A 25217-nucleotide genomic window follows, 5' to 3' on the forward strand; every position below is an offset into this window, starting at 1 on the left:
GCCAGACCCGAAAGATCAATTAAGCAGAGGAGAGCGCCGGCAACAGCCCGCGCACGCACAAGACAACCACCGAAGTGATCGAAGAGGAGTGCGCCGAACCGCGCCGACACCACAAGATTACCAGGGCCTGCCAGCGGCTTGGCCCAACTAAGCTCCAACGCATCCGTGCGGGAACCTATTCCCGCAGGTCATCCTGCGGATCGAAGCTCCGGAGGTATTGAACGGAGTCCGACCCGGCTTCATTCCCGTCACGACTCGCCCGCGCGGACAAGGGTAGGGGCCGGGGCGTGCTACGACTGATCCACCTTGCACACCTTGCGCAGCCTTTCCAGAAGGAGAAGGGGTAGGAACGGGACGTGACTCGACAGGGGTTCCCTCGCGCCCTGATCGTGCTGGTCTGTGCCGCGGCCGCAGTGATCACCCTCGCCGGCGTCCAGGCAGTGGGCTCGATCGTCGGCCCAGTCGTCCTGGCGCTGACCCTCGTCATCGCGGTCGCCCCGGTGCGCGGCTGGCTGGCCCGCCACAACGCGCCGGTGTGGGTGCAGGTGGCCCTTCCCCTCGCGGTGGTGCTGCTGGTCCTGCTCGGCATGGTCGCGGTGCTCAGCCTCGCCGCCGCGCAGCTCGCCATCCTCGCTCCCACGTACGCGGTGCAGTTCAACGCGATGGTGGCCGATCTCCAGCGCTGGGCGGCGGACCTCGGCTACGGGAGTGAACAGCTCAGCAAGGCGCTGTCGTCGCTCGATTTCAGCAGGTTGATCGGCCTCGCGCAGAGCGTGTTGAGCAGCCTTCTGGGAGTGCTGTCGAGCCTGTTCCTCATCGTCGTGCTGCTGCTGGCCATGAGCCTCGATGCTCCCGTGTTCGCCCGGATCGTGGACGCCGCGTCGGCCGAACGCCCCGCCCTCGCTCGTGCCCTCAAGTCCTTCACGTACAGGACCCGTCGTTACCTCGTCGTCTCGACCGGCTTCGGCCTCATCTGCTCGGTCCTGGACACCATCGTGTTGTACGTGCTGAGCGTGCCGCTCCCGCTGCTGTGGGGGGTGCTCGCCCTCATCACGAACTACATCCCGAATATCGGGTTCATCCTGGGTCTCATCCCGCCGGCGCTGCTCGGGCTGCTGGAAGGCGGGCCCAAGACGATGCTGCTGGTGATCATCGCCTATATCGCGATCAACGTGGTGATCCAGTCGTTCATCCAGCCGAAGTTCCTGGGTGACGCGGTGGGCTTGTCCACCACGGCCACCTTCCTTTCACTGATCGTCTGGGCGTGGGTGCTCGGTCCGCTCGGCGCGCTGCTCGCGATCCCGCTGAGCCTGCTCGTCCGCGCTCTGCTCGTCGACAGCGATCCGGACGGCGCCTGGGCCGCCGCGCTCATCTCAGGGCGGCTACCGGAGCACTCCCCCAACTCCGATCCCAACTCCGATCCTGACCCGCAACCTGACCCGCAACCGGAACAGCCCGAGCAGCCCGGACAGCGCGAGCAGCGCGAGCAGTCCGAGCAGTCCGAACCTCGCTGAGGCCGAGGCCGTCCGGGCTCAGAGCCCTGGGCGGCATTTCGGGCGGAGCCTCGGCTTGGCCGTGGGCGGGAGACCCCGACACGGAGCGTCTGCCGAGTGCGCCGTCGTGCTCCGGCTTAGGGTCTGATCATGCGGCGATGGGACAACGACGAGCGCCTCACCGGGATCGCGGACGCCTCGGCGATGGAGCCACAGGTGTCCGCCCTGCTCGACGCGATGGCACGAGACGGGTGGGTGGCGGAGGAACCCGAGGCGCATCTGCTCCCCCACCTGCGCCGGGCGTGCGGATCGGAGTGGCTGCTGACCGGTGAGCGCCTGCTCGACGACGGCGTGTACGAGGTGACGGTCTCGCTGGCCGGCGACAGGGAGGGCGTCCACGTGCAGCGCGACGTGATCCGGCTGCTGTCGGCGATCGCCGAGACCGTCTTCTTCGTACGGCAGGCCGCACCCGGCGTGTTCGAGTGCGTGACCGGGATGCTCGACGGCGACTCCGGCTACGCGAGCCACGGCCACATGGTCCGCCTCATCGTCACCTGAGACGCGACCTGAGACGCGACCGGAGACAGGGGCCCGCGGCTCAGGTGGCGGGGATGCTCTCCTTCTCCCCCGGAAGCGACTCCGGCGTGATAGCCGCGTTCCTGCGCCGCCACGGGATCGCCGCGATCAGCACCGGGAAAAGCACCAGGGAGCCGATCGACCACGGCACGTGCAGCTCGCCCCACTTGGGCCCGGCGAACTGGGTGAGCACGATGTATCCGATCGCCGCCCACAGCGAGCTGCCGATGATCGCCGGCCAGGCCCAGCGGGTGGGCCGGGCGACCAGGAACGGCATGAACCACAGCAGATACTGCGCGCCGAGACGTGGCGTGAAGATCATGAAGGACAGCAGGATCGCGATCGTGACGTCGACCGGATGGGCCTTGCGCCACCAGACGAGGCAGGCGACGATCGCCGCGTAGATCAGGTATTGGCCGATCCTCGCCGGGGTCGGGTCGAGGTTCCAGTGGCCGCCGCTCACCAGGGCGGTCCAGCCCCAGTCACCCGTGATCGGGCGGACGTCGCTGGGCCGCAGCCCGATGGTGTTGAGCACCTCGGGCAGCTGCCGCCACTCCGTCCAGCCGCCGATCGGGAGCGTCAGCAGGAAGAACACCGGCGAGACGCCGGTCGCGACCAGCGTGAACAGGCGGCTGCGCAGCCCGGGCAGGAACATCAGCAGGGCGGGCACGAGGATCACCGGCCAGCTCTTCGCACAGAGCGCGAGCCCCATGAGCAGACCCGCCCATATGGCCCGGCCCGTCGCCGCGCGGTCCTCGTCGGACGGGTGGACGACGCGCCGCACGATCTCGGCCGGCGAAATCCAGGGCAGCGGCAGCTCGTGGTTCGCGAGCCGCATGTGGGCCCACGGCAGCGGCTCGGGCCGCCGCCATTCTCCCGGGCCGCGCGCGACGACGTACGCCGCGACCCCGAAGACCAGGGAGACCGGCTCGACCTGGCCGTGCACGGACGCGACGAGGATCGCGAGGGGGTTGCAGGCGTACTGGAAGGCACGCAGCTTCTCGGTCCGCCCCCCGGCCAGCTTGCCGACCAGCGGGATCAGTACGACGTCGGCCACGACGGTGACGATGCGCCCGGCGTACTCCCACGGGATGCCCAGCCACAGCAGCAGGCCGTACATGTACGGGATCGTGGGGAGGAAGTGCCATCCGCCGTTGCTCTCGAGCACCGGATCGCGGTGGTCGAGGATCGCCACGCCGGCGGGCTGGAAGCTGTTGACGTAGTCGACCGGCTGCCACTGGGTGTCCCTGGCCGACAGAACCATGATCAGCACGCGTACGGCGATACCGAACGTGAGCGTGACGGCGAGGGACGGCCGCCAGCCCTTCCATTGGGCAACGAGGGCGAGCACGACGCCGGCGACGAGGACGATGCTGGTGGGGATCGCGTATTCCATGACGTGCCAAGCCTGCCCGACGGATCGACGTACAGGCGACTCGTTCCCGGATTCGGGCCACCGGCCGTCGCGGTCCGTCACATTTCGGGGTATTGTGACCACGGAGCGTTACATTCGGGAGACTTCGATGAAAATTCGCCTGTGGATCACCGTTGCCGTGGCCGTGATCGTCGGAATGTTGATCGGCCTGCTCGCCCCCACGCACGGGGGCGACCGGCACGGCGGGTAGGGGGGTCATCCCCGCCGGACCGGCCGCCTGCTCATGGTGGCCCGGCTCGCATCGTCCCGTGCTCGCGGCGGTACGTGCTCACATCGATCTGAGCTCACATCGATCTGAGCTCGCGATGGTCTGGGCTCACATCGTCCCGTGCTCGCGGCGGTACGTGCTCACATCGGTGCGCGCTCGCATCGCGCGGGCGGCGAGGGATCCGGTCCGGCCGGGCCGTGCCCGGATCCCTCTGGCCGTCGAGAGGTGGACGGATCAGAAGCCCGCGGTGATCCGCGTGAAGTCCCAGTCGTTCTGCGCGATGCCACTGCAGTTCGACACCACGCCGCCACCGGGGCAGCCGCGGTCGCGGTTGACCGCCCAGTAGGCGAGCCGGCCGAGGCCCTTGGACTTGGCCCAGTCGCGGATCTGGGTCCACGTGGACACGGAGGTGAGCTCCTGCTGGTCGGACAGGCCGTTCATGCCCGAGATGCCCATGTGCGCGTACGCCTGGGCGTCACTCCAGCCCCAGGCCGACTTGAGCGCGTTCTTCAGGCCCTCGGCCGCGTTGACGGTGCTCTGGTACATGTTCGCGCCGCCGCCGAAGTCGAACGGCATGATCGTGTAGTTGTCGATGTTCACGCCCAGCGCCTTCGACTGGTTGATCAGCCGGGTGCCCCACCAGCTCGGGCCGGTCGTGGTGGTGCCGAAGGTGACGACGACCTTGACGTTCGGGTTGTTCTGCTTGACGATCTTCAGCCCGCCGAGGATGCGGTCCTGGACGGCCTCGTTCTCGAACTCGTCGCTGTTCTCGATGTCGAAGTCGACGACGGCCGGGTTGTAGGCGTTGATCACCTGCTGGACGGCTGAGGCGAAGGCGGACGAGCTGGAGCAGTTGGGCCCGAGCTTGTTGCCCGACCAGCCGCCGAAGGAGATCTGGACGTTGCCGCCCGCGGCCTTGATCTGCGAGATCGCGGTGGCGTCGGGGCTGCCGGACAGCGGGCGGGAGCCGTCCCAGGCCGGGCTGCAGCCGCCGCCGGAGAGCATGAAGGCCATCGTGAACTGCTTGACTCCGGTGGCGTTCATGACCGTGGCCGGGTTCGGCGGGTTGCCCCAGCCCATGTACAGGTAGGGCGCGCCGGGGAGCTTCCCGCCGCTCGCGGGACAGCCCGTGGTGGTGCCGGTCACCGAGCCGCTCGCCGCCGACTCGCCGTTCGAGTTGTACGCCTTGACGCTGTACGTGTGGGTGGTGCAGGTGCCGAGGCCGGAGACCGTGGCGCTGGTGCCGCCGACGGTCGCCTTGACCGAGGTGCCCTCATAGACGCGGTAGCCGGTCACGGTGCCGCTCGACCCGCCCCACGACAGCGAGATCGAGGAGTTCGTGGTGCCGGTGACCGACGGGTTGCCCGGCTTGCCGGGTGCGCCCGCGGGCGGCGTGGGCGACGGGCTCGGGGACGGGTTGCCGCCGCCGCTGACCTTCTTCCACAGGGCCGGGACGATCGGCGGCTCCCAGCCGGTCAGGGAGGTGTGCGCCTGGATGCACTCGTAGTCGGCGCCGTTGTAGGTCACCCGGGCGCCGATGGCATACCAGGTGTTCGGGGCCCATGCCGGGTAGGCCAGCATGACCACGCTGTTCGGGGCCGCCGAGGCGGACGCGGCCGTGCCCGCGACCAGTCCGGCGACGGCCAGGAGGAGGGAGGCGAGCAGGGCGAGGGCCGTCCTCGCACGCCGGCCGGTACCAAAGCGAAGGTGCATTTCTCCTCGCAAGGGTTGGGGGGGTGGGTGGGGGGATCACTTCAGGGCGTCGAGATACGCCCTGTGGGAACGGGAGAACTCGGAGCCCGCGTACCTGTCCCAGTTGACGGACCAGGCCATGAGGCCGCGCAGGCCGGGGAAGGTTCCGTGCGGCCGGTAGGAACCGCAGCCCGTCCCCTTCGCCAGGCAGGTGAAGGCGCTCTGCACCTCGGCCGTGCTCGTGTAGCCGTTGCCGGCGTACGGCGCGGCCGGCAGGCCGATCGCCACCTGGTCGGGACGCAGCGGCGGGAACGTCGCGCCACCGGCCACCGGGAAGCCGGTGAGCAGCATGTCGGTCATGGCGACGTGGAAGTCGGCCACGCCCATCGTGTGGTACTGGTTGTCGAGGCCCATGATCGGCCCGGAGTTGTAGTCCTGGACGTGCAGCAGCGTGAGGTCGTCGCGCAGCGCGTGGATCACGGGCAGGTACGCCCCGGAGCGGGCGTCGGCGGTGCCGTTGCGGCCCGGGCCGTAGAACTGGTAGCCGAGCTGGACGAAGAACGTCTCGGGGGCCATGGTGAGCGTGAACCTCGCGCCATACCTGGCCTTGAGCGTCCTGATCGCCGAGATGAGGTTCACGACCACCGGGGTGGTCGGGTTGCGGAAGTCGGTGTCACCGGCGTTCAGCGACAGCGAGTGGCCCTCGAAGTCGATGTCGAGCCCGTCCAGGCCATACCTGTCGATGATCGCCGAGACGGACTGGACGAACGTGTCCCGGGCGGCGGTCGTGGTGAGCTGGACGATTCCGTTCTGGCCGCCGATCGAGATCAGCACCTTCTTGCCGGCCGCCTGCTTGGCGCGGATGGCCGCGACGAACTCGGCGTCGCTCTCGACGTTCGGGCACTCGGCGGCAGGACAGCGGGTGAACCGGATGTCGCCGGAGGTGGGCGAGGTCGGCTCGCCGAAGGCCAGGTCGATGATGTCCCACGCGTCGGGAACGTCGGCCATCCGGACGTAGCCGGAGCCGTTGGCGAACGAGGCGTGCAGGTAGCCCGCCATGAGCCGCTTCCCGCCCGGCTGCGGGGGCGGGCTCGGCGACGTCGAGGGTGACGGCGACGGGGACGGCTTCGGGCTCGCCGACGGGGACGCGGACGGGCTCGCTGATGGGCTCGCCGAAGGTGACGGAGAGGGCGAGGGCGGCGTGCCGGGGCCGTCGAGGACGACGTCGTCCACGTAGTAGGTGCCCTGGCCATACCAGCCGTTGACGTAGATCGTCACGCTCGTCGTGGACGACCCCGTCGTGAACGACGTCGACAGCTGCGACCACGACGATCCCGGCGAGCCCCATGTCTGGGCGTTCACCCCGGCGCCGGTCGCGCCGAGGAACACGTAGTTTCCCCGCACCCACGCCGACAGCGCGTACGTCGTGGACGGCTTGACCGTGATCGTCTGCTCGCACCGGGCGTAGTCGCTGCCTGCCGGGGTCGCGGACAACGCCCTCGATCCGCCGTGGACCGGGCTCGGCACCGCCTGCGCCGTGGACGCGCACGTCCAGCCCGGCAGACCCGACTCGAACCCCGGATTGGCCGCGATGTTGGCGGCGAGGGCCGGGCCGGTGAACGTCGCCGTGAGCAGGCCGGCGAAGGCGACGGACGCCGCCGCGCCCAGGCCGATGAGCTTCTTCATGTGCGTCATCCCGTGTACGAAGCGAAGATCTTGGAGAACTCGTAGGGCGACTGGGGGACGTTGGTGCAGGAGTAGAGCGCGCCGGTGCAGGCGTTGCGGTCGCGGGTCATCTCCCAGAAGGCGAGCAGCCCCAGGTGTTTGCCCTTGGCGAAGGCGACGAGCCGGCGGGCGTCGTCCTGGTTGTAGATCCGGCCGTCGTCGTTCTGGCCGAGCATCGGCGTGACCCCGGCCATCCGCCACACCTGGGCGTCGGACAGGCTCGGATAGAGGCTCTTGAGCTGCGCGAAGACGCTGTTGGCCGCCTGGACCGCCGCGTCGCCGTAGTCGACGGACTGGTAGTAGTCCATGGCCATGACGTTGACCGTGTCGAGCCTGACCCCGGCGTCACGGGCCGACCGCACCACGTTGAGGCCGTCGGAGGTCAGCCCGTTCGGCAGCACGGGCAGCGTGAGCGAGATCTTCAGGTCGGGGTGGGCCTGCTGCAACCGGGCGAGCGCCTGCGACCTGCGGGCGATGGACGCGGGCTCCGCCGACGCGGATCCCTCGATGTCGAGGTCGATGTATTTCAGGTCGTACGCGGTGACGACGGCGTCATACTCGGTGACCAGCGCGTCGACGTCCGTGCACGCCTGGGCGAGCTCGATGCCGGTCGCGCCGCCGAAGGACACCTTGACGTCACCGCCACCGGCCCGGATCGCGTCGATCTGGTCCTTCGCCCACTTCTGCCGTGGGTCGTACGCGTTGAACCACATGGCCTTGCAGCCCGAGGCGGTGACGAACGCGAGGGTGAAGCTCTTCAGGCCGGAGGCCGAGGCCATCGCGCTCAGGCTTGGAGTGGGCCAGGCGCCCATGTCCACGTACGGCGCGGCGCGCAGTGCCCCCGGCGCGGGCGGCGGCGAACTCGGAGACGGGCTCGGCGACGCGCTCGGGGAGGTGCTCGGAGACGTGCTGGGGGACGGGCTCGGCGAGGGGGACGGCGAGGTCGTCGCGCCGTCGCACGGGCCGCCGTTGAGGCGGCAGTTGACCGGCGTGCCGGGTCCGCCGTTCACCCAGCCGAATGTCGTCGAGGCTCCGGGAGCCAGTCCGCCGTTGTACTCGCGGTTCCTGAACGTGTAGTGGTCACCGGCACGCGTCATGAGCGCGTCCCAGTAGGTCCCGGCCGTCGAACCCGCGGGGAGGTCGAACTCGACCGTCCAGCCGGTGATCGCGGCGGTCCCGGTGTTGGTGATGGTGTATCGGCCCTGGTAGCCGGAGCCCCAGTCGGAGTCGGCCGAGAAGACGGCCTTGACCGTGGCGGCCTCGGCGGGCAGCGCGACGAGAGCGAGCGCGAGTGCGGCCATCGCTGTGAGCGCACGCCAGACGTACCTGATCTGCATGGACACAACCTCTGTGGGGGGTGAACGGGGAGGTCATGGGAATCCGTACGGCCGGCGCCTGACGGAGGCGGCCGATCGGAACGGCACCGGCCGTACGGCACTCAAGGGCGTCTGGTGACGGGACGCGAGAGAAAGGCGCTAGGGGTGAGGAAGGGCCATATGCGGCTCCCGGTCGTTCTTTTAGGAAAGTTTCCTAAGAGTTGTACGGATCGTAGCTTCGCGCTCGCGGGTCCACAAGACCCAATTCGACAGCGTTCCTAACGAACCGTGTCATCGCTGCTCGACGTGCGAGACCTGGTTATGTGCGCGTTAAGGACCGGCTGCTCGCCCGTTAAGGGTCACGCGGTCTGTCAGGGGCGTGCGGGCTCCGCCGTACGAAGCACACCGAGCGCCTCGGGTGCGTTGAGTCGCGGACGGAACCTGGCCGGCAGGTGCGCCCGTCGCTTGCCGCCGTGGACCATCGGACGCCGGACGAGACGAAGCGTGTGTTCTCGACTGCGGAACGTGCTTTACCTTCTCTTGGCAATTCGTTACTGTCGGTCCATAACCGTGTGTAAATGGATAAGTCAGGCGTTCCGTGCCGCGGATATCAGGGGAGCTCATGCACCGCGCCCATGCGCCTTCGCGACCGCCGCGGCGGCGGTGTCCCTCATCGCCACCCCGGCGAGCGCGGCCGCGAAGCCGAATCTCCGCGCCTGCTACGACGGGAAGTGCACGATCACCATCACGAAGCCGGTCAGCTTCCGCGTCGCCGGCCGCTACCACTTGTCCAGGGTGCGCGTCGCCAAGGTGCACAGCGGCTTCTTCAACAGCCCCATGGTCCGCGTGTGGGGGCCCGGTGTCAGCGTGACGCTCGGCGAAGGCGCGCGCGGCAGCCTGAACGGCCTGTCGGTTCGCGTTCTGTCGATCACCAGCCGGGGCGCGAAGGTCCGCTTCTCGGGCTGACGCCCCCAGCCCGGGAACGCGCCCATCGCGGCTCCCCAGCCGGAACGCCGCGCCGGTTGCCAGGCAGGGCAGCGCGCGCAGACTAGGCGCCATCGCATATCGGCAGGGCGTCGTCGCAGATCTCTGCGGCCTCCGGGGCGTGGGCCGGGCGTAGGTCGGCGAGGCGGGCTCAGCGCAGGATCGCGCCCTCGCGGACGGCGTGCCGGCCCTCGCGTTGCACGTTGACGAAGTCGACGAGGCCGACCATCTTCTCCAGCTCGAACCAGGCGTCGATGCGATCGGCGTCGGCGGGCAGGTAGACCGTGAGCAGATAGCGGCGGCCGGTGGCCTCGCCGAGCGCGTCGAGCTGCGCGCGGAACTCGGCCAGCAGGGCCGTCAGGTTTCGCCTGTCGTCGGCACCGGCGTGGTTGCCCAGGTGCCCGCCGCCACCGGGCCACTCCCAGTCGATGTCGATGCCGTCGAAGACGCCCGCCGCGCTGCCCGGCCCTCCCCTGCCCCCGGCGCCTGGCAGGTCACCCCTGACGTAGGTGTCGAGACACGACTTCACGAACCTCTGCCGGGTGGCGGCGGTGCGCGCGACGTCCGAGAAGTATTTGGAGTAGGTCCAGCCGCCGATCGAGATCAGTGCCTTCAGGCCGGGATGGCGAGCCTTGAGCTTCTTCAGCTGGTTGAAGTTTCCGGCGAGCGGAGCGTCCGGAGGGTCGGCCACGCCGTCCAGCGACTCCGCGGCCGTGAAACCGCGCTGGTAGTCGGCCCAGGCGTCGCCCGCGCCGTCGCCCTGGTCGGGGTCGCCGGGGTCGGGCGCGAGCGGCCGGGTGACGCCGCTGAGACAGGTCAGCGACTCGGGATCGATGTTCGCGAAGGCGTACAGAACGTGGGTCAGCCTGCCCGCCAGCCCGCTGGACTCCAGGTCGCGCACGGTGGACGTGGCACCGTACGCGCCGCGCTGCGAGACGTAGCCCACCCTGATGCGGCTCGGCGAGGGGGACGGCGACGGCGTGACGGTGACCGTGACCGTCACCTCGGGCACGGGAGCGGGAGCGGCGGCCCGCGCGGGTGCGTCCTGCACGAAAGAGGCCGGCTGCGCCGGTGCGGCCTGGGCCGGCGCGACCTGTACGGGAGCGACCGCGGCCTGTGCAGGAGCGGCCTGGGCCGGCGCGGCGGCGGCCTTGCGCACCACGACACGTGTTCTGGCGTAAGTCTGGCCGACGGCCGTGGCGCCGGTCTCGGTGGCGCGGGCCGGGCCGTACCAGGCCACGAACAACGAGGACAACACGGCGCTCAGGACCACGACGGCGAAGGCGCCACGCGTGATCGCTCCCATGGTGGGCTCCGAACCAGGACGAGCCTCCGCGACGGGATGTGGAGGCGGAAAGAGGAATGCCGCGGAGCGTAGTGACGTCATCGCCGGACGGACAACCGGCGCAGTCTTAAGCCCGGATTATGCGCGGCTCATGTCGCAGGTAGGCGCGTTCCAGGGATGCCACCTGCGGTTATCCGCGATGCCGCCCTTCTCTGGAAGTTTCACCCCTGCCGCTTTCGCCCGCGCCGTGATCGGCGAGACCGCCGCCCGCGCTCGCAGGGCGCCGGCGCCTGCCGGCACGGTGCCGGCACGGTGCCGGCCCCGTGCCGGCCCTGTCCCAGCCCTGTCCCAGCCCTGTCCCAGCTCGGTGCCAGCCCTGTGCCAGCCCTGTGCCAGCCCTGTGCCAGCCCTGTGCCAGCGCGGGCGGCGAACGTCGGAGCATGACGTACGCGATTGAGGCCCACGGCCTCGTGAAGAGATACGGCGACAAGGCCGCGCTGGCAGGGGTCGACCTCGCCGCGCCGCCGGGCACGGTGCTCGGCGTGCTCGGCCCGAACGGCGCGGGCAAGACCACGGCGGTCCGCATCCTCGCCACGCTCGTCTCCCCCGACGAGGGTCGGGCGGTGGTCGGCGGGCACGACGTGGTGAAGGCGCCGGCCGAGGTGCGGAAGCTGATCGGGCTGACCGGCCAGTACGCGTCGGTGGACGAGAAGCTGACCGGGCGGCAGAACCTCGTGATGATCGGGCGGCTGCTCGGCATGAGCCGGGCCGGCGCCCGGGGCAGGGCGGCGGCGCTGCTCACAGAGTTCGCGCTGGAGGATGCCGCCGACCGGGCGGCGGGGTCCTACTCCGGCGGCATGCGGCGGCGGCTCGACCTTGCCGTCAGCCTGGTCGGCCGGCCGTCCATCGTCTTCATGGACGAGCCGACGACCGGGCTCGACCCGCGCGCCAGGGCGGACCTGTGGCGCATCGTGCGCGAGCAGGTGGCGGGCGGGGCGACCGTGCTGCTCACGACGCAGTATCTGGAGGAGGCCGACCAGCTCGCCGACGAGATCGTGCTCATCGACCACGGCCTCGTGGCCGCGAGGGGCACACCGGGCGAGCTGAAGGCCAGGGCGGGCGACCGGCGCCTGGAGATCCGGCCCGAGCACGACGCGGACAAGGCGGAACTGATCCTCGCCGAGGTCACCGGGCTGACCCCGCACCGCGGCGAGAATGGGCTGCTCAGCGTGCCGCTGCTGAACTCGTCGGTGAGCCTGGCCGTGTTCCGGCGGCTGGAGGAGGCCGGTGTCTCGCTCGCCGAGCACGCCGTCCGCCGGCCCACGCTCGACGAGGCGTTCCTCGCCCTCACCGGCACCACGACCTCGGGGAGGACGCGGTGACCGTCGCACCCACGACACGAGTGAGACCGACCGACGACGACCGCGGGGAGAACCGATGACCACCACACCGTTCACGACCGGGCGCCGGGGCGCGCTCGCGCAGGGCATGACCCTCGCCTGGCGGAGCCTGGTGCCGCTGCGGAACGAGCTCGGCCGGCTCATCCAGTTCGTGCTTCAGCCGGTCTTCATGGTCGTGGTCTTCGCCCTGATGTTCGGGGCCATGTCCGGCGACCCCGATCACGCCGCGCGCTATCTGATGCCCGGCGTGCTCACGCAGGTGACCCTCATCTCGACGAACATCACGGGCATGAACCTCGCCGAGGACATCGTGAACGGCGTGTTCGACCGGTTCCGGAGCATGCCGCTCGCCCGCTCGGCCCCGCTGATCGGGCGGGTCGCCGCCGACGCGCTGATGACGACGGCCACCATCGCGGTGGCCCTGGTCGCCGGGGTCGCGGCCGGGTTCCGCATCACCGCTCCACCCCTGGAGGCGCTGGCCGGCGTGGCCCTCCTGCTGCTGTTCACGCTGGCCCTGAGCTGGGTGTCGGCCTGGCTCGGGCTGAAGGCCAAGTCCGTCGCCTCGATGCAGGGAATGGCGACCGCGATCCTGCTGCCGCTGACGTTCGGCAGCAGCGCGTTCATCCCCCCGGCCAATCTGCCGTCCGCACTGCGCTGGTGGTCGTCGGTCAACCCGATCTCACACCTGGCCGACGCCGTACGCGCACTGCTCCTCGGCACCCCCGTGGGGCCGCACGTCTGGGTCACGCTGGCCTGGGCCGCCGCCGTCACCGCGTGTTTCGTCCCGCTCGCCGTACGCGCCTACGCCAGGAGGATCCGGTGAACGCCTCGCCCGGCACCCGGCCCCGGCGCGGAGCAGCGCGCCGTCCTACCTGCTGCTGCCGGTGACGGGCAGGCCCAAGTCCTCGCGCGACGCCGTACGGCCCCGCTCGTAGGCGGCGTCGAAGGCCGGGCCCGCGGCCTCGCGCGCGGACTCCAGCGCCGCGGCGGCCTCGGGGTCCGCCCGCCAGCCCTGGTGGGCGGCGTCGGCCGCGCCGAAGAGCGCCGCGGACCGCACCGCGTCGCCCCCGGCCAGGGCGATCATGGCCATCCCGGCCAGCACGGTCGAGAGGACCGGCGGGTCAGGGGCGGCGCCGAGGGCGTCCAGCGCCTGGTGGTGACGTGCGAGCGCGTCGACGAGGTCGCCCTTGGCCAGCGGCGTCCTGCCATACGCGGCGTACGCCGAGGCGAGTTGCTGCGGGATGGCGGGGCCGGCCTCCAGCGCGGACAGCGCCTTCTCGTACGCCGCCACCGCGCCGTCGAGATCGCCCCCGCTCCGCGCCACATTCGCCTCGCCCATGCTCACCTGCACCAGCGCGTACGGCGAGACGCCGGCGGCCACGTGCGAGCGGGCCGCCGCCACGTCCGCCGCCGCGCCCTCGTGGTCGCCCGCCTGAAGGCGCAGCTCGGCCAGGCGGGTGAGGGTGGAGATCATGTCGTCCGCGCTGACCCACCCCGCCGTCAGCCCGGCGATCTCGTCGATCAGGTCGGTCGTCGCCGCGCCCCGGCGGGCGCGGAGCGTGGCCAGCGTGAGCAGGGCCTCGCTGAGCCCCCAGCGCTCCCCCAGCGCGCGGAACCTGCGCACCGCCTCCGCGACGTCCCGTTCGCTGCCGCCGTGCGGCCCCAGCGAGCCGCCCCTGATCATGAGCGCCGAGCCGGCCAGCCAGGGATCGTCCGAGCCGGCGTACGCGTCGAGCATCGCGGCCGCCTCCTCCCCGCGTCCGGCGATCGCCGCCACGACCGCCCGCAGGATCGGCAGCATCGGATGCACCGGACCCTCGCGGAGGGCCTCCTCGATGAGGTCGCCGAGCTCCCGGCGGATCTCCTCGATCCGGTGGGGCTCCGTCCAGATCGTGCCCAGCCGCGTGACCGTGACCGCGAACCGGCACCCGGCGTAGGCGCGCACCAGCCCGGCGGGCGGGCCCTCGGGGACGAGGTCGAGCACCTGCCCGGCCCAGACGGCCGCCTGACCGCGATGTCCGCGCAGCCACCAATACCAGCTCATCGTGCCGCACAGACGCAGCGCGGTCTCCGTCTCCCGGGAGTCGACGGCCCAGCGCAGGGCGGCGTTCAGGTTGTCCTGTTCGGCGGTCAGCCTGGCCATCCACTCCAGTTGCCCGGCTCCGCGCAGGCGCGGCTCGGCCTCCTCGGCCAGCCGCAGGAAGTGCGCCGCGTGCCGCCGCCGATAACGGTCGAGCTCACCGCTGTCCGTCAGCCGTCGCAGCGCGTACGCGCGGATCGTCTCCAGCATCCGGAACCGGCCGTCGCCCGGCGTCTCCAGGAGAGACTTGTCGACCAGCGACGGCAGCACCGCCACCACGTCGAGGCCGTCGCCCCCGCAGACCGGCTCCGCGTCGTCCAGCGTGGCCCCGCCCGCGAACACCGCGAGCCGCTCGGCCAGCGTCCTCTCCTCGGGCGCGAGCAGGTCCCAGCTCCACTCGACCACCGCGCTCAGCGTCCGGTGCCGGGGCAGGGCCGTACGGCTCCCGCCCGTCAGCAGGCGGAACCGGTCGTCGATGCGGGCCGCGAGCCGTTCGGGGCCGAGCGCCCTGATCCGCGCCGCGGCCAGTTCGATGGCCAGCGGCATCCCGTCGAGGCGGCGGCAGATCGTCACGACGTGCGGGGTCGTGTGCTCGTCGAGGGCGAAGCCGGGACTCACCGCGCGGGCCCGGTCGACCAGGAGGCGTACGGCGGCATACTCGCCCGCCTCGCGGGGGGTGACGCTGGTGACGCCCTCCGGGGGCAGGCCGAGGGGCGGGATCGGGGCGAGCGTCTCCCCCGGCACGCCGAGCGGCTCGCGGCTGGTCGCCAGCACGCGCACTCCCGGGCAGCGGCGCAGCGCCAGCTCGGCCAGGCCCGCCGCGGCGTCGATCACGTGTTCGCAGTTGTCGAGGATGAGCAGCAGCTCGCGTCCGGAGAGGGCGGCGACCAGGCGTTCGGCCGGGTCCGGCGGGTCGTGCCGCCAGTCGCCGCCCACCCGCGGCTCGGCGGCGACGCCCAGCGTTTCGAGCACGGACCGCACGACGTCGGCGGGGTCCGTCAGGGGAGCCAGCTCGGCCAGCCACGCGCCCTCGCCGCACGCGCCCCCACCGCACGCGCCCTCACTGCACGCGCCCTCACTGCAGTGGCCCTCACCGCGCCCGACCTCACCGCACCCGACCTCACCGCAGTGGCCCTCGCCACGCCCGCTCTCTGCGGAACCACCGGTTCCGTACCCGTACCGGTGCTCGGCGGGGCCGGCCGGGGCGACGCGCAGGGCGGTCTCGACCGCGAGGCGCGTCTTGCCCGCCCCGCCCGGACCGACGACCGTGACCAGCCGCGAGTTCCGCAGCAGGGCCGTGAGACGCGTGACCTCTTCCTCGCGGCCCACGAACGTCGTCGGGGGCGCCCACACCCTGCCCGCGCGCGTGCCGGGGGCGGCCACGCCGTCGGGGGCGTCGGGGGCGCTGGGCGTGCGCTTCGGCGGCGGGCTGGGCGCGAGCGGATCCTCCTGCCCGCGCAGTACGTCGAGATGGGCGGCCCGCAGCTCCGGCCCCGGGTCGACGCCGAGGTCGTCCGCGAGCGCACGGCGGACCCGCTCCCAGAGGGCGAGGGCGTCCGCCTGCCTGCCCGAGCGGGCGAGCGCGCGCATCGCCAGGGCGGACAGCCGTTCGCGCAGCGGATGGGCGGCCGCCTCGGCCGACAGGTCCACCTCGCGGCCGAGCGCGAGGTGCGCGGCGGCGCGGGCCTCGACCGCTGCCAGCCGCCGCTCCTCCAGCCGGGCCGCCGCGGCCGCGAGGTAGGGCACCGCGCGCAGGTCGGCGAGGGCGGGCCCGCGCCACAACGCCAGCGCCGCGTCCAGCTCCCCGCACGCGGTCTCCGCGTCCGTCACCTCGTCCGGCAGCGTGCCCGTGGCGTACGGCAGGGTCAGCCGCAGGAACACGTGGGCGTCGACCCGCGGCGGGTCGAGGTCGAGCACGTAGCCGCCGTCGCGCCACAGCACCGCGTGCGGCCGCCCGAGCGCCGCGCGCAGGCGTTTAACCAGCGTCTGCAGGGCGTTCGCCACGTTGGCCGGCAGGTCGTCATCCCACAGCGCGTCCACGAGCCGGTCGGCCGGGACGAGGCGGCCGGGCCGCAGGGCCAGCACGGCCAGCAACGCGCGCACGCGCGTGCCCGCGACGGCGACCGGCGCCCCGTCGTCGTCGAGGACCTCGAGCGCGCCGAGGAGACGAACCCGCACGCCGGACTATCCTGCCAGCCGTCCGGGAGGCCGCGTCGCCCGCCCGTCACGCGGTCACTCAGACGGCGCCCACGAGGGTGACGACACCGGCCCCCACCAGGGCGAAGGCCCACATCCTGTCGAGGTTGAACCAGGCCCGGCGCAGGACGGCGACGCCGAGGAACTCGTACACCACGACGGCGACGACGGTCGCCGTGAGGAACATCGCGAGCGTGTGCACCCCGGCGACGAGCATGCCGCCCGACAGGGCGTGCCCGTGGTGACCCGCGGCGGGCATGCGGGTCAGCACGGGCAGCAGCATCAGGCCCGCGCCGTGCACCGACGACATCAGGAACGACCAGGCGGCCAGTTGCGGCAGCGACAGCCGCATGCCCACCCAGCGGAAGTGCCGCCGGGAGAGCAGATGCCACAGGCCGAACCCGACGAGCACGACGCCCGCCCCGATCGAGAGGGCCGTGGCCGTCACGATCGACCCGGTCGCCGACACGGCGAGCACCACGAGAGCCACCGACGCGAGGTGGCCCAGCGCGATGACCGGCAGGGACTGCAGCAGCAGGTCGCGGCTGCGCTCCTGCAACCCACGGGCGACGGCGAACAGCCAGCCCATCGCGGGGTTGATCCCGTGGAAGGCCCCGAGCAGGATGACCGCGGTCAGGGTCACGGGTAGCAGTAGGAGTCGGAGGACGCGTCGCCGCCCTGCAGCCGGACCTGGTGCGGGCGCAGGCCGCGGAAGTCGTCGCCGTGCGGGAAGAACCGCTCGTCGAGCGCGAACGGCTCGGCGTCGATCTTCGCCATCCAGGCGCCCACGCCGTCCGGGTAGAACTGGTCGTCCCAGGCGCCGTACAGCGAGTTGGTGACGTAGACCCGGCGGCCGTCGCGGCTCACCTCGACCATCTGCGGGCCGCCCGAGAGCCGCTCGTCCGGCGCGGCCGGGTGCGCCTCCCGCCGCACGATGCCGCCGAGGCGGACCGAGCCGATCTCGACCGGCTTGAACGGGTCGGACACGTCATACTGCTTGAGCTCGCCGGTGCCCCAGCACGACACGTACAGGCGCTGGTCGTCCACAGACAGGTCGATGTCGGTCACCAGTGGCGGCACCGCGCCGAACGGCTTGAGCACGTCGGGCAGGTCGTCGGGCGAGGCCGGCTCGGCCGGGATCGTGATCACCTTCTGCGCCGCCCAGCGGGAGCCGTCCCCGTGCCCGACATCTCTGTGCCACAGCCACACGGAGGCCGACAGGTCCTCGACGCTGACGACGACCGAGGCGAAGCCGTACGTCTTGGTCGGGTCGTGGGCGGGGCGCAGCTCCAGCGTCATCTGGTGCTGGTCGCCGAGGTCCACCTCCTGGACGTGCTTGCGCTTGCGCAGGTCCCAGAAGTGGATCTTGTGGCCGTACTTGCGGCCGAGCAGCAGCTCGCCGACCACCCCGTCCTCGATCATGGACGGCGTGCCCCACTCGGAGGTGATCAGCACGTCGTGGTTGATGTGCCACCAGAAGTCGTACGCGAGGTACTGCGGGCCGCGATCGACCTCCCAGCGGCCCAGCACCTCGAACGAGTTGTGGTCGAGGATCGCGATGCCGCCGGGCCCGTCGTCGCCGTAGCCGCCGAGCGCGCTGACGTACAGGCCCTCTGGGCCGCAGTGCACGGTGTGCGGACGGGAGTAGCCGGCCCGTTTGCCCAGTTCCTCGGCCTCGATGACCTTCACGAGCTCGGGGCTGACCCGGTCCTTGGTGTCGTAGACGTAGATCCGCGACGACCGCAGGCCTGGGACGATGAGGTAGCGCCGCTCGACGTGGGGGTGCGGGGCGTAGGGGCACAGCGCGCTGCTGCAGGCGTTCCAGCCGAAGTGGTGCAGCTCGTCCCCCGTGTACGGCAGGTCGGTCCAGCCCACCACGGTCCCGTACGACGGGGAGCCGGGATCGGTGTCGAGCACGGCGAGCGCGTCGGGCCGCTGGGCCGACCGGTCGAAGGCGGCCACGTAGGCCCGCTTCTCCGGCGGCGCCTCGGCGGCGTCCCGCGGCGAGGGATAGAACGTGGGGTCAGGCTTCCACAACGTCATGCATCCCAGGATTCTCCCGCGTTCTCTACCAAGTCAATAGGAATCTACTGACTGTGACCGGTGCCTGGATAGGGCTATAACAGGACATGCGATTTCGTGACGGGAGCGAGCATGTTCTTCGGTATCACCAACATCTGGACCTACATCGCGGGAACGTTCCTGATCATCCTGCTTCCGGGGCCCAACTCGCTCTTCGTGCTGTCCACCGCCGCGCAGCGCGGCGTGCGACAGGGCTACCGGGCGGCGGCCGGGGTCTTCGCCGGTGACTCGGTCCTCATGTTCCTGTCGGCCGCGGGGGTCGCGTCGCTGCTGAAGTCGACGCCCGTCCTGTTCTCGATCGTGAAGTACTCGGGCGCGATCTATCTGGCGTGGATCGGCTTCGGCATGCTCCGCGGCGCCTGGCGCTCCCTGCGCGCCTCCCGCGACGGGGCCGCGGCCGCCCCGGTCGCGGAGACGGCCCAGGCCGCCGCGACAACCGAGCCGGCGCCGGTGCGCAGCCCCTTCCGCAAGGCGTTCACGATCAGCCTGCTCAACCCCAAGGCCATCTTGTTCTTCGTGGCGTTCTTCGTGCAGTTCGTGGACCCGTCGTACGGCGCGCCGGCGCTGTCGTTCCTGATCCTGGCGCTGATCGTGCAGATCTTCAGCGTGACCTACCTGAGCACGCTCATCTTCGGCGGCACGTTCCTCGCGGCCCACTTCCGGCGCCGCCGCAAGCTGACCGCCGGGCTCACCTCGGGGGTCGGCGCGCTCTTCCTCGGCTTCGGCGCCAAGCTGGCCACCGCGACCCTGAGCTGACACCCACCACAGGCCGCGCTCATTCGGTGGGCTCATCCGGCCGGCTCATCCGGCCGGCTCATCCGGCCGGCTCATCCGGCCGGCTCATCCGGCCGGCTCATCCGGCGGGCTCATCCGGCGGGCTCATTCGCCGCGCATGTCGGCGAGGGCGTTCTCGAAGGCGTCCATCGCCCGCTGGATCCGGTCCCACCCGGCCGACGGCAACCAGGGCATCACCCGGGCGACCCCGGCCTTCTCGCACCGCTCCAGCACGTCCGGGTCGGCCGGCACGGACACCACGATGACCTCGACGTCCTTGCCCTCCTCCTCGGCCCGCCGGAACAGCTCGGGGATGCGCTCCAGGATTCCGGGGCCGTAGTTGGGCAGCCACGCGTCCCCATAACCGAGCACACGGTCGAAGACGCGCGGCCCGGCGCCGCCCACCAGGATCGGCGGGTAGGGCTTCTGCGCCGGTTTGGGCCACGACCAGATCGGATCGAAGGACACGAAGTCGCCGTGAAACTCGGCCTCGTCACGGGTCCAGATCTCCTGCATCGCCCGCACGCGCTCCCGCATGACGGCGAAGCGGCGGGCCGGGTCGACGCCGTGGTTGCGCAGCTCCTCACGCTGCCATCCGGCGCCGACGCCGAACTCGAACCGCCCGCCGGTCAGGTTGTCCACGCTCGCCACCGTCTTCGCCAGGCTGATGGGTTCGTGCTCGGGCACCAGGCAGATGGCCGTGCCCACGCGCAGCCGCGTCGTCGCCGCGCCCGCGGCCATGGAGGCGATGAACGGGTCGTAGCTGTGCCAGTAGCGCGGAGGCAGCTCGCCTCCCTCCTGGTCCTTCGGCGTCTGGCCGGCGGGTGGCACCGGGATGTGCGTGTGCTCGGTGAACAGCAGCGCCGTGTGGCCGCGCTGCTCGACGAGCCGGGCCAAGGAATCAGGACGAACCGCATAATCCGCTGCGAAGTAGCCGAAACCCGAGTCCATGCCGTCAACGTAACCCGCGTTCCCTGTCCGCCGGGAAAAGCCCCCTGCACCCCCTGGTAATGCGCTGATCAGAGGTTCTCCATCGACCATGACGCCTACGGGAGGCATACCGTACCGTTATGAAGCGCGGGGGCGGTCCGCCATTCGGCCCCCGCGGGCGTGACGGTCAGGTACGGTAAGCCACCGACGATGCCGCCCAACCCGGGAGTTTCCATCCGTTATGTCCGGGTAGGCGCGTTGCCCAACTACAGCGTCGGTCTCCCCCACCGGCCCGTTGGAGTCGCCATGAACCACGCACCCTTCGCCCTGCCACGGCTCACCGCGCTGATCAAGCAGGCGGTGCCCAGGCTCCTCGAAGGCGTGGTGGCTCCCCTCGTGGTCTTCTACGCGGCCCTCGCGGTGCTCGGCCTGCGCGGCGCGCTGATGGCCGCGGTGTCGTGGGTCTACCTGGGCGTCCTGTGGCGGCTCGTCCGGCGTCAGCCCGTGCCGGGGACGATGATCATGGCGACGATCGCGATCACCTTCCGCACCGTGATCGGGTTGTGGACCGGCAGTCCCGTCCTCTACTTCATCCAGCCGGAGCTCGGCACGATCTGCATCAGCATGGTGCTGCTGGCGTCGGTGCGGATGCGCCGCCCGCTGGTCCAGCGGCTCACGCTCGACTACATCCACCTGCCGTCGTTCGTGCTGCGGCACGAGCGCGTCCGCACCTTCTTCGCCCGGATCACCCTGCTGTGGGCGTTCGTCCTCCTGGCCAACTCGGCCATGAGCATCTGGCTGCTGCTGCACGAGTCGATCGGCGACTACCTGATCATCCGCACCGCCGCCGTGGCCGTCGTCACCGGCCTGGCGTTCGCGGCGTCCGTCTGGGCGTTCCGCCGGGTCCTGGGGCGGCTGCACACCGAGGCCCCGGCGGTCACCCGTTAGTCCTCCCGCCTGTGCCTGCGCACCGCCCCGTCGCCGCGCGGGTGCCAGGCGCCGGACGCCACGCGACCTGTGATAGGGACGCATGTCATGGGTAACGCACTGGTCACCGGCGCCTCACGAGGTCTGGGCGCCGTCATCGCCGAACGACTCGCCGCGGACGGCTGGCATGTCGCCGTCAACTACGCCAACGACACGGCCGGGGCCTCCGCCGTCGTCGACCGCATCGCCGCCGGCGGCGGCTCGGCCGTCCTGGCCAGGTTCGACGTCACCGACGAGGAGTCCGTACGGGAGGGCGTGGCCGCGATCGGGCCTGTCGACGTGGTCGTCAACAACGCCACCGGCCCTCAGCCGCTGGTGCCGGTGGAGAAGCAGACCTGGGAGGACCACCTCGGCCAGCTCCGCTTCTTCGTCAAGGCCCCGCTGCTGATCCTGCAGGCCGTGCTGCCCGGCATGCGCGAGGCCGGCTCCGGCCGGATCGTCAACGTGGGCAGCGAGGTCACCGACCTCGGCAACCCGGAGTTCGGGCACTACGTCGCCGCCAAGGCCGCGATGCACGGGCTCACCCGGTCGTGGGCCCGGGAGCTGGGGCCGTACGGGATCACGGTGAACACCGTCGAGCCCGGCTGGATCCCGGTGGAGCGGCACGCGGACGTCCCCCCGGAGGACTACACCGGCTATCTGAGCGACGTCCCGCTGGGGCACATGGGCGTGCCGATGGACGTGGCCGAGGCGGTGGCGTTCCTCGCCTCCCCCGGCGCCCGGTTCGTCACCGGCCAGCGGCTCGCCGTCAACGGCGGCAAGACGATGAGCTGATTCCGCCGGTCGAACTAAAGAATCATGTGATTCGCGAGCTGTTTCGGCGAAAAATCGGTTAATGTCCGTTCATGTCCGGCGCATATTTTCCCCGTATCCAGACCGTCACGGGCGCCGTCCCCGTCGCCGAGATCGACGGGCCGGTGCTGCCGTACGAGCACCTGCGCACCGACACCCGCTGGGGGATCGGCGTGGACTCCGATCCCCATCGGTGGCTGGACGAGGAGCGATATGTGCTGGCCGAGGTCAAGAACCTCGGCAGGGAGCAGGCGCTGGGCCTGATCGTGGAGCACAGCTGCATCGGCATGGCCCGCGACCCCGCCGCGCTCGCCCGGATCTCGATGGCCTCGCGGGTCCCGATCGTGGCCGCCACGGGGTTCGCCGCGCAGCCGTTCGCGGGTGAGGCCATCACGCGGTATGGCGTGGAGGACCTGACCGCCGACCTGCTGCACGAGATCGGCGCCGGGCTCGACGGGACGGGCGCACGACCGGGCGTCATCGTCGCCGACGCGTGGGACGAGACGCCCGCCCCGGCCGAGGAGCGGGCCGTCACCGCCGCCGCCCGCGCCTCCCTGCGCACCGACCTCCCCGTGGCGACGGGCGGCCTAGAACTGCTGGAGCTCCTGCTGTCGCAGAACGTCCCCGCCCGGCGCCTGGCCGCCCGCTCCGGCGACCCGCTGGTCCAGCGCAAGATCGCCGAGACCGGGGCGTACGTGAGCGTGGACGACGCCGAGGACGTCCTCACCCTCCTCGATGGCGGGCACGCCGAGCGCGTACTGCTCAGCAGCGGCGTACGCCTGCGGGAGCACCTGTCCGGCTACGGCGGGCAGGGCTACGGCCGGCTGTTCTCCACGGTCCTCCCGGCCCTGCGAGAGGTCGGCGTGGACGACGACACGCTGCGTCTCATCACCCACGAGAATCCGCTCCGCTGGCTCACCGCCTGACGCGGCGCGCGGATCGGCAGCGCGAGCGCACGGAACGGGCGCCGGGACTGCCCAGCGGGCGGCCCCGTGGTGTCTGCGCGAGGCATCTCGCCCGTACCTCATCCGACATCCACCCTGTGTCCACGGGCCCCGGGTTGACGACGTCGGCGCTGACGCCGAGATGGGCGAGTTCATGCGCGGCCGCCAGCGTGATCCGGTCCAGCGCGAGCTCACGCACTAGATCTTGACGATCTCGACGTCGCCGCCGCAGAGTGGCGTGAGATCCGCGGGGTCGGAGGTCAGGACCGTGACCGGACGGGCCGCGACGCGCGCGATCGCGGCCAGGACGGCGTCGATCGCGTACCTGTGACCGCGAAGGCGATGGGCACGCAGCAGCGCCGCCGCCTCGGCTCCCAGTCCCCGGGTGACGTCGAGGACGTCGATGCGCGACAGAACCCATCGGACCCGTGCCGGATGCACCCGTTCATCGTCGGCCTCGAGCGTGGTCATCACTGTGGTCACGACACGTACGCCCTCCTCCTCCGCGGCCGCGAGAAGGGCCAGCACGCTGCGGTCCTTGCGGTAGAGCCGTGACAGGCCCTCACTGTCCAGGACGAGCGTGCCCGGCATCAGGCGGCCGCCCCGCCCTTGTCCCTGTGGTCGTGACGCAGGAGGGCACGCGCCGCGTCGATCTCCTCGCGCGTCAGCGGATCGTTGTCGGTCTCGAAGTCGGCCACGATCTCGCGAAGCTTGTCCATGGCAACCCGATGCTCCAGGGCTTCGGCGACATAGGCGGAGAACCCACCCGGTCCGACCTGGGCACGGATCGCCTCGGCAAGCTCCTCAGGCAGGCTCACGGAGTACTTCTTACTACCGCTCATACGATGCATGCTACCTCTGGTAGTAGAACCCCGCCGCTCATCGAGCTGACACACTGCCTGCCACCTGCAGATGACCTCAGGAGTCGAAGCCGACGCCGAAGGCGTCGAGGGTGCGCAGCCAGGCGTTGCGGCGGCCCTCGTGCTCGTCGGCCCGGGCGATGGCCCAGCGGGTCAGCTGGATGACGCCCGACCGCACCGGCTCGGGCGGGAAGGGCAGCGGCTTCTGCCGCACCATCCGCAGGTCCGTCCGCTCGGTCACCCGGCCCTGCAGCAGGTCGAGCATGACGTTGGCCCCGAAGCGGGTGGCCCCCACGCCGAGGCCCGTGTATCCGGCCGCGTACGCGAGGCGTGCGCCGTACGCGGTGCCGAAGAAGGCGCTGAACCGGCTGCAGGTGTCGATGACCCCGCCCCACCTGTGCGTGAAGCGCAGGCCGTGGAGCTGCGGGAACGTCTCGAAGAAGTGCGTGGCGAGCTTCTCGAAGGTGGCGTCGCGCTGCTCGTACTCCGGCTTGACCAGGCCGCCGTTGTGATAGACGGCGTCGTAGCCGCCCCACAGGATCCGGTTGTCGTCGGTCAGCCGGTAGTAGTGGAACCGGTTGGCCGAGTCGCCGATGCCCTGGCGGCCCCGCCAGCCGACCTCCGCCAGCAGGTCGGCCGGCACCGGCTCGGTCATCAGCGCGTAGTCGTACACCGGCACGAGGAAGTGCTTGAGCCGGCGCAGCAGCGGCGGGAAGGCGCCGGTGCCGAGCGCCACCCGCCCGGCCCTGACCCGCCCCTTCGGCGCCTCCAGTTCGAGCGCGACGCCGTCGTCGTGCAAGGCGCGCACCGGCGTGTGCTCGAAGACGCGCACGCCGAGCCGCACGCAGACGTCGCGCAGCCCCCACGCCATCCGCGCCGGGTCGACCATGGCGACGCCTTCGCGGTCCCACACGCCTCCGAGGTACGTCGGGGAGTCCACCTCGGCCCGCACCTGCTCGCGGTCGAGCCGATCCAGCCGGACGCCGAGCGAGGCCGCCCCGCTCACCTCCTCGTCGAGCCCGGCGAGCTGCCACTCCTCGGTGGCCACCCGCAGCTCCCCGGTCCGTTCGAAGGAGCAGTCGACGCCATAACGGGCGAGGGTCGCCTCGATCTCGTCGAGGTTCTCCCGGCCGAGCCGTTCCAGCGCCGCGATCTCCGCGGGCCAGCGGTCCTGCCCGTTGCCGAGACCGTGGGTCAGGCTGGCGGCGCAGAACCCGCCGTTGCGGCCGGAGGCGGCCCACCCGACCGCGCGGCCCTCCAGGAGGACCACGTCGAGCGAGGGGTCGCGCTCCTTGGCCATCAGCGCGGTCCACAGGCCGGTGAACCCGCCGCCGACAACCGCCAGGTCGGCCGTGACGTCCCCCGTCAGCGGGGGCAGCGGCTCGGGCGCGATCGGCCGGTCCAGCCAGTACGGCTTGCGCTCCGCGTCGGCGAGCGCCTTCGACGGAACCACGGTCT

At 71.3% G+C, this 25217-nt stretch carries 21 protein-coding genes; 9 read left to right on the forward strand and 12 right to left on the reverse strand.

Annotated elements, in window-relative coordinates; genetic code table 11:
• Positions 1–356 precede the first annotated feature (356 nt).
• Together FLX08_RS29345 and FLX08_RS29350 are read left to right on the forward strand one after the other, a co-directional pair.
• Positions 357–1514: an AI-2E family transporter gene (locus FLX08_RS29345; protein ID WP_142623511.1), complete on the forward strand. Its 1158-nt coding sequence runs from the start codon at positions 357–359 to the stop codon at positions 1512–1514.
• 129 nt (positions 1515–1643) lie between these two features.
• The gene (locus tag FLX08_RS29350; RefSeq protein ID WP_142623512.1) at positions 1644–2051 is read left to right on the forward strand and encodes a hypothetical protein; all 408 of its coding nucleotides are present in this window, start codon (positions 1644–1646) and stop codon (positions 2049–2051) included.
• 40 nt (positions 2052–2091) lie between these two features.
• On the opposite strand, the gene FLX08_RS29355 is transcribed toward FLX08_RS29350, so the two are convergent.
• From FLX08_RS29355 to FLX08_RS29370, 4 genes are all read right to left on the reverse strand, one after another.
• The gene (locus FLX08_RS29355) at positions 2092–3465 is read right to left on the reverse strand and encodes a hypothetical protein (RefSeq protein ID WP_142623513.1); all 1374 of its coding nucleotides are present in this window, start codon (positions 3463–3465) and stop codon (positions 2092–2094) included.
• Between the two features lie 481 nt (positions 3466–3946).
• Entirely contained in the window at positions 3947–5425 is a 1479-nt protein-coding gene (locus FLX08_RS29360; protein ID WP_142623514.1) for a carbohydrate-binding protein, read from the reverse strand.
• A 36-nt stretch (positions 5426–5461) separates the two neighbouring features.
• The gene (locus FLX08_RS29365; RefSeq protein WP_208761741.1) at positions 5462–7090 is read right to left on the reverse strand and encodes a chitinase; all 1629 of its coding nucleotides are present in this window, start codon (positions 7088–7090) and stop codon (positions 5462–5464) included.
• Between the two features lie 5 nt (positions 7091–7095).
• On the reverse strand, positions 7096–8466 hold the full coding sequence (locus FLX08_RS29370; protein WP_142623516.1) for a cellulose binding domain-containing protein: 1371 nt from the start codon (positions 8464–8466) through the stop codon (positions 7096–7098).
• A gap of 642 nt (positions 8467–9108) precedes the next feature.
• Here FLX08_RS29370 and FLX08_RS29375 point away from each other — a divergent pair.
• Complete coding sequence (locus tag FLX08_RS29375) at positions 9109–9411, forward strand: hypothetical protein (RefSeq protein WP_142623517.1); 303 nt, start codon at positions 9109–9111, stop codon at positions 9409–9411.
• A gap of 169 nt (positions 9412–9580) precedes the next feature.
• On the opposite strand, the gene FLX08_RS29380 is transcribed toward FLX08_RS29375, so the two are convergent.
• Entirely contained in the window at positions 9581–10735 is a 1155-nt protein-coding gene (locus FLX08_RS29380) for a glycoside hydrolase family 18 protein (protein ID WP_208761742.1), read from the reverse strand.
• Positions 10736–11154: 419 nt separating this feature from the next.
• Between FLX08_RS29380 and FLX08_RS29385 the strand changes: the two genes are divergently transcribed.
• Together FLX08_RS29385 and FLX08_RS29390 are read left to right on the forward strand one after the other, a co-directional pair.
• On the forward strand, positions 11155–12096 hold the full coding sequence (locus FLX08_RS29385; protein ID WP_142623518.1) for an ATP-binding cassette domain-containing protein: 942 nt from the start codon (positions 11155–11157) through the stop codon (positions 12094–12096).
• A gap of 55 nt (positions 12097–12151) precedes the next feature.
• Positions 12152–12937 carry an ABC transporter permease gene (locus FLX08_RS29390; protein ID WP_142623519.1) on the forward strand — a complete coding sequence of 262 codons (786 nt, stop codon included), beginning with the start codon at positions 12152–12154 and terminating at the stop codon, positions 12935–12937.
• A gap of 45 nt (positions 12938–12982) precedes the next feature.
• On the opposite strand, the gene FLX08_RS29395 is transcribed toward FLX08_RS29390, so the two are convergent.
• From FLX08_RS29395 to FLX08_RS29405, 3 genes are read right to left on the reverse strand one after another with little or no spacing between them, the layout of a single operon-like run.
• Positions 12983–16372 carry an AfsR/SARP family transcriptional regulator gene (locus FLX08_RS29395; RefSeq protein WP_142623520.1) on the reverse strand — a complete coding sequence of 1130 codons (3390 nt, stop codon included), beginning with the start codon at positions 16370–16372 and terminating at the stop codon, positions 12983–12985.
• A 58-nt stretch (positions 16373–16430) separates the two neighbouring features.
• On the reverse strand, positions 16431–17033 hold the full coding sequence (locus tag FLX08_RS29400; protein ID WP_142623521.1) for a hypothetical protein: 603 nt from the start codon (positions 17031–17033) through the stop codon (positions 16431–16433).
• Positions 17030–18433: a selenium-binding protein SBP56-related protein gene (locus FLX08_RS29405; RefSeq protein ID WP_142623522.1), complete on the reverse strand. Its 1404-nt coding sequence runs from the start codon at positions 18431–18433 to the stop codon at positions 17030–17032. The genes FLX08_RS29400 and FLX08_RS29405 overlap by 4 nt, the downstream gene beginning before the upstream one ends.
• A 111-nt stretch (positions 18434–18544) precedes the next feature.
• Here FLX08_RS29405 and leuE point away from each other — a divergent pair, with 111 nt between their 5' ends.
• Positions 18545–19228 (forward strand): leucine efflux protein LeuE, encoded by a 684-nt coding sequence (gene leuE / locus FLX08_RS29410; RefSeq protein ID WP_142623523.1) that lies wholly within the window; start codon positions 18545–18547, stop codon positions 19226–19228.
• Positions 19229–19351: 123 nt separating this feature from the next.
• On the opposite strand, the gene FLX08_RS29415 is transcribed toward leuE, so the two are convergent.
• On the reverse strand, positions 19352–20143 hold the full coding sequence (locus FLX08_RS29415; protein ID WP_244312983.1) for an LLM class F420-dependent oxidoreductase: 792 nt from the start codon (positions 20141–20143) through the stop codon (positions 19352–19354).
• Positions 20144–20482: 339 nt separating this feature from the next.
• Between FLX08_RS29415 and FLX08_RS29420 the strand changes: the two genes are divergently transcribed.
• The 3 genes from FLX08_RS29420 (at position 20483) to FLX08_RS29430 (ending at position 22881) form a co-directional block, all read left to right on the forward strand.
• Positions 20483–21124 carry a VC0807 family protein gene (locus tag FLX08_RS29420; protein ID WP_142623525.1) on the forward strand — a complete coding sequence of 214 codons (642 nt, stop codon included), beginning with the start codon at positions 20483–20485 and terminating at the stop codon, positions 21122–21124.
• Positions 21125–21211: 87 nt separating this feature from the next.
• The gene (locus tag FLX08_RS29425) at positions 21212–21937 is read left to right on the forward strand and encodes an SDR family oxidoreductase (RefSeq protein ID WP_142623526.1); all 726 of its coding nucleotides are present in this window, start codon (positions 21212–21214) and stop codon (positions 21935–21937) included.
• A gap of 71 nt (positions 21938–22008) precedes the next feature.
• A complete protein-coding gene (locus FLX08_RS29430; protein WP_142623527.1) occupies positions 22009–22881 on the forward strand; it encodes a phosphotriesterase family protein in 873 nt (290 codons plus the stop codon).
• A gap of 216 nt (positions 22882–23097) precedes the next feature.
• Here the strand turns inward: FLX08_RS29430 and FLX08_RS29440 are convergent, their stop codons facing one another.
• From FLX08_RS29440 to FLX08_RS29450, 3 genes are all read right to left on the reverse strand, one after another.
• Complete coding sequence (locus FLX08_RS29440; RefSeq protein WP_142623528.1) at positions 23098–23490, reverse strand: type II toxin-antitoxin system VapC family toxin; 393 nt, start codon at positions 23488–23490, stop codon at positions 23098–23100.
• The gene (locus tag FLX08_RS29445; RefSeq protein WP_244312984.1) at positions 23490–23717 is read right to left on the reverse strand and encodes a CopG family transcriptional regulator; all 228 of its coding nucleotides are present in this window, start codon (positions 23715–23717) and stop codon (positions 23490–23492) included. The genes FLX08_RS29440 and FLX08_RS29445 overlap by 1 nt, the downstream gene beginning before the upstream one ends.
• A gap of 100 nt (positions 23718–23817) precedes the next feature.
• Complete coding sequence (locus FLX08_RS29450; RefSeq protein WP_142623530.1) at positions 23818–25212, reverse strand: NAD(P)/FAD-dependent oxidoreductase; 1395 nt, start codon at positions 25210–25212, stop codon at positions 23818–23820.
• Positions 25213–25217 lie beyond the last annotated feature (5 nt).

This window comes from Microbispora hainanensis (genome assembly GCF_006874475.1).
Classification (GTDB): Bacteria; Actinomycetota; Actinomycetes; order Streptosporangiales; family Streptosporangiaceae; genus Microbispora; species Microbispora hainanensis.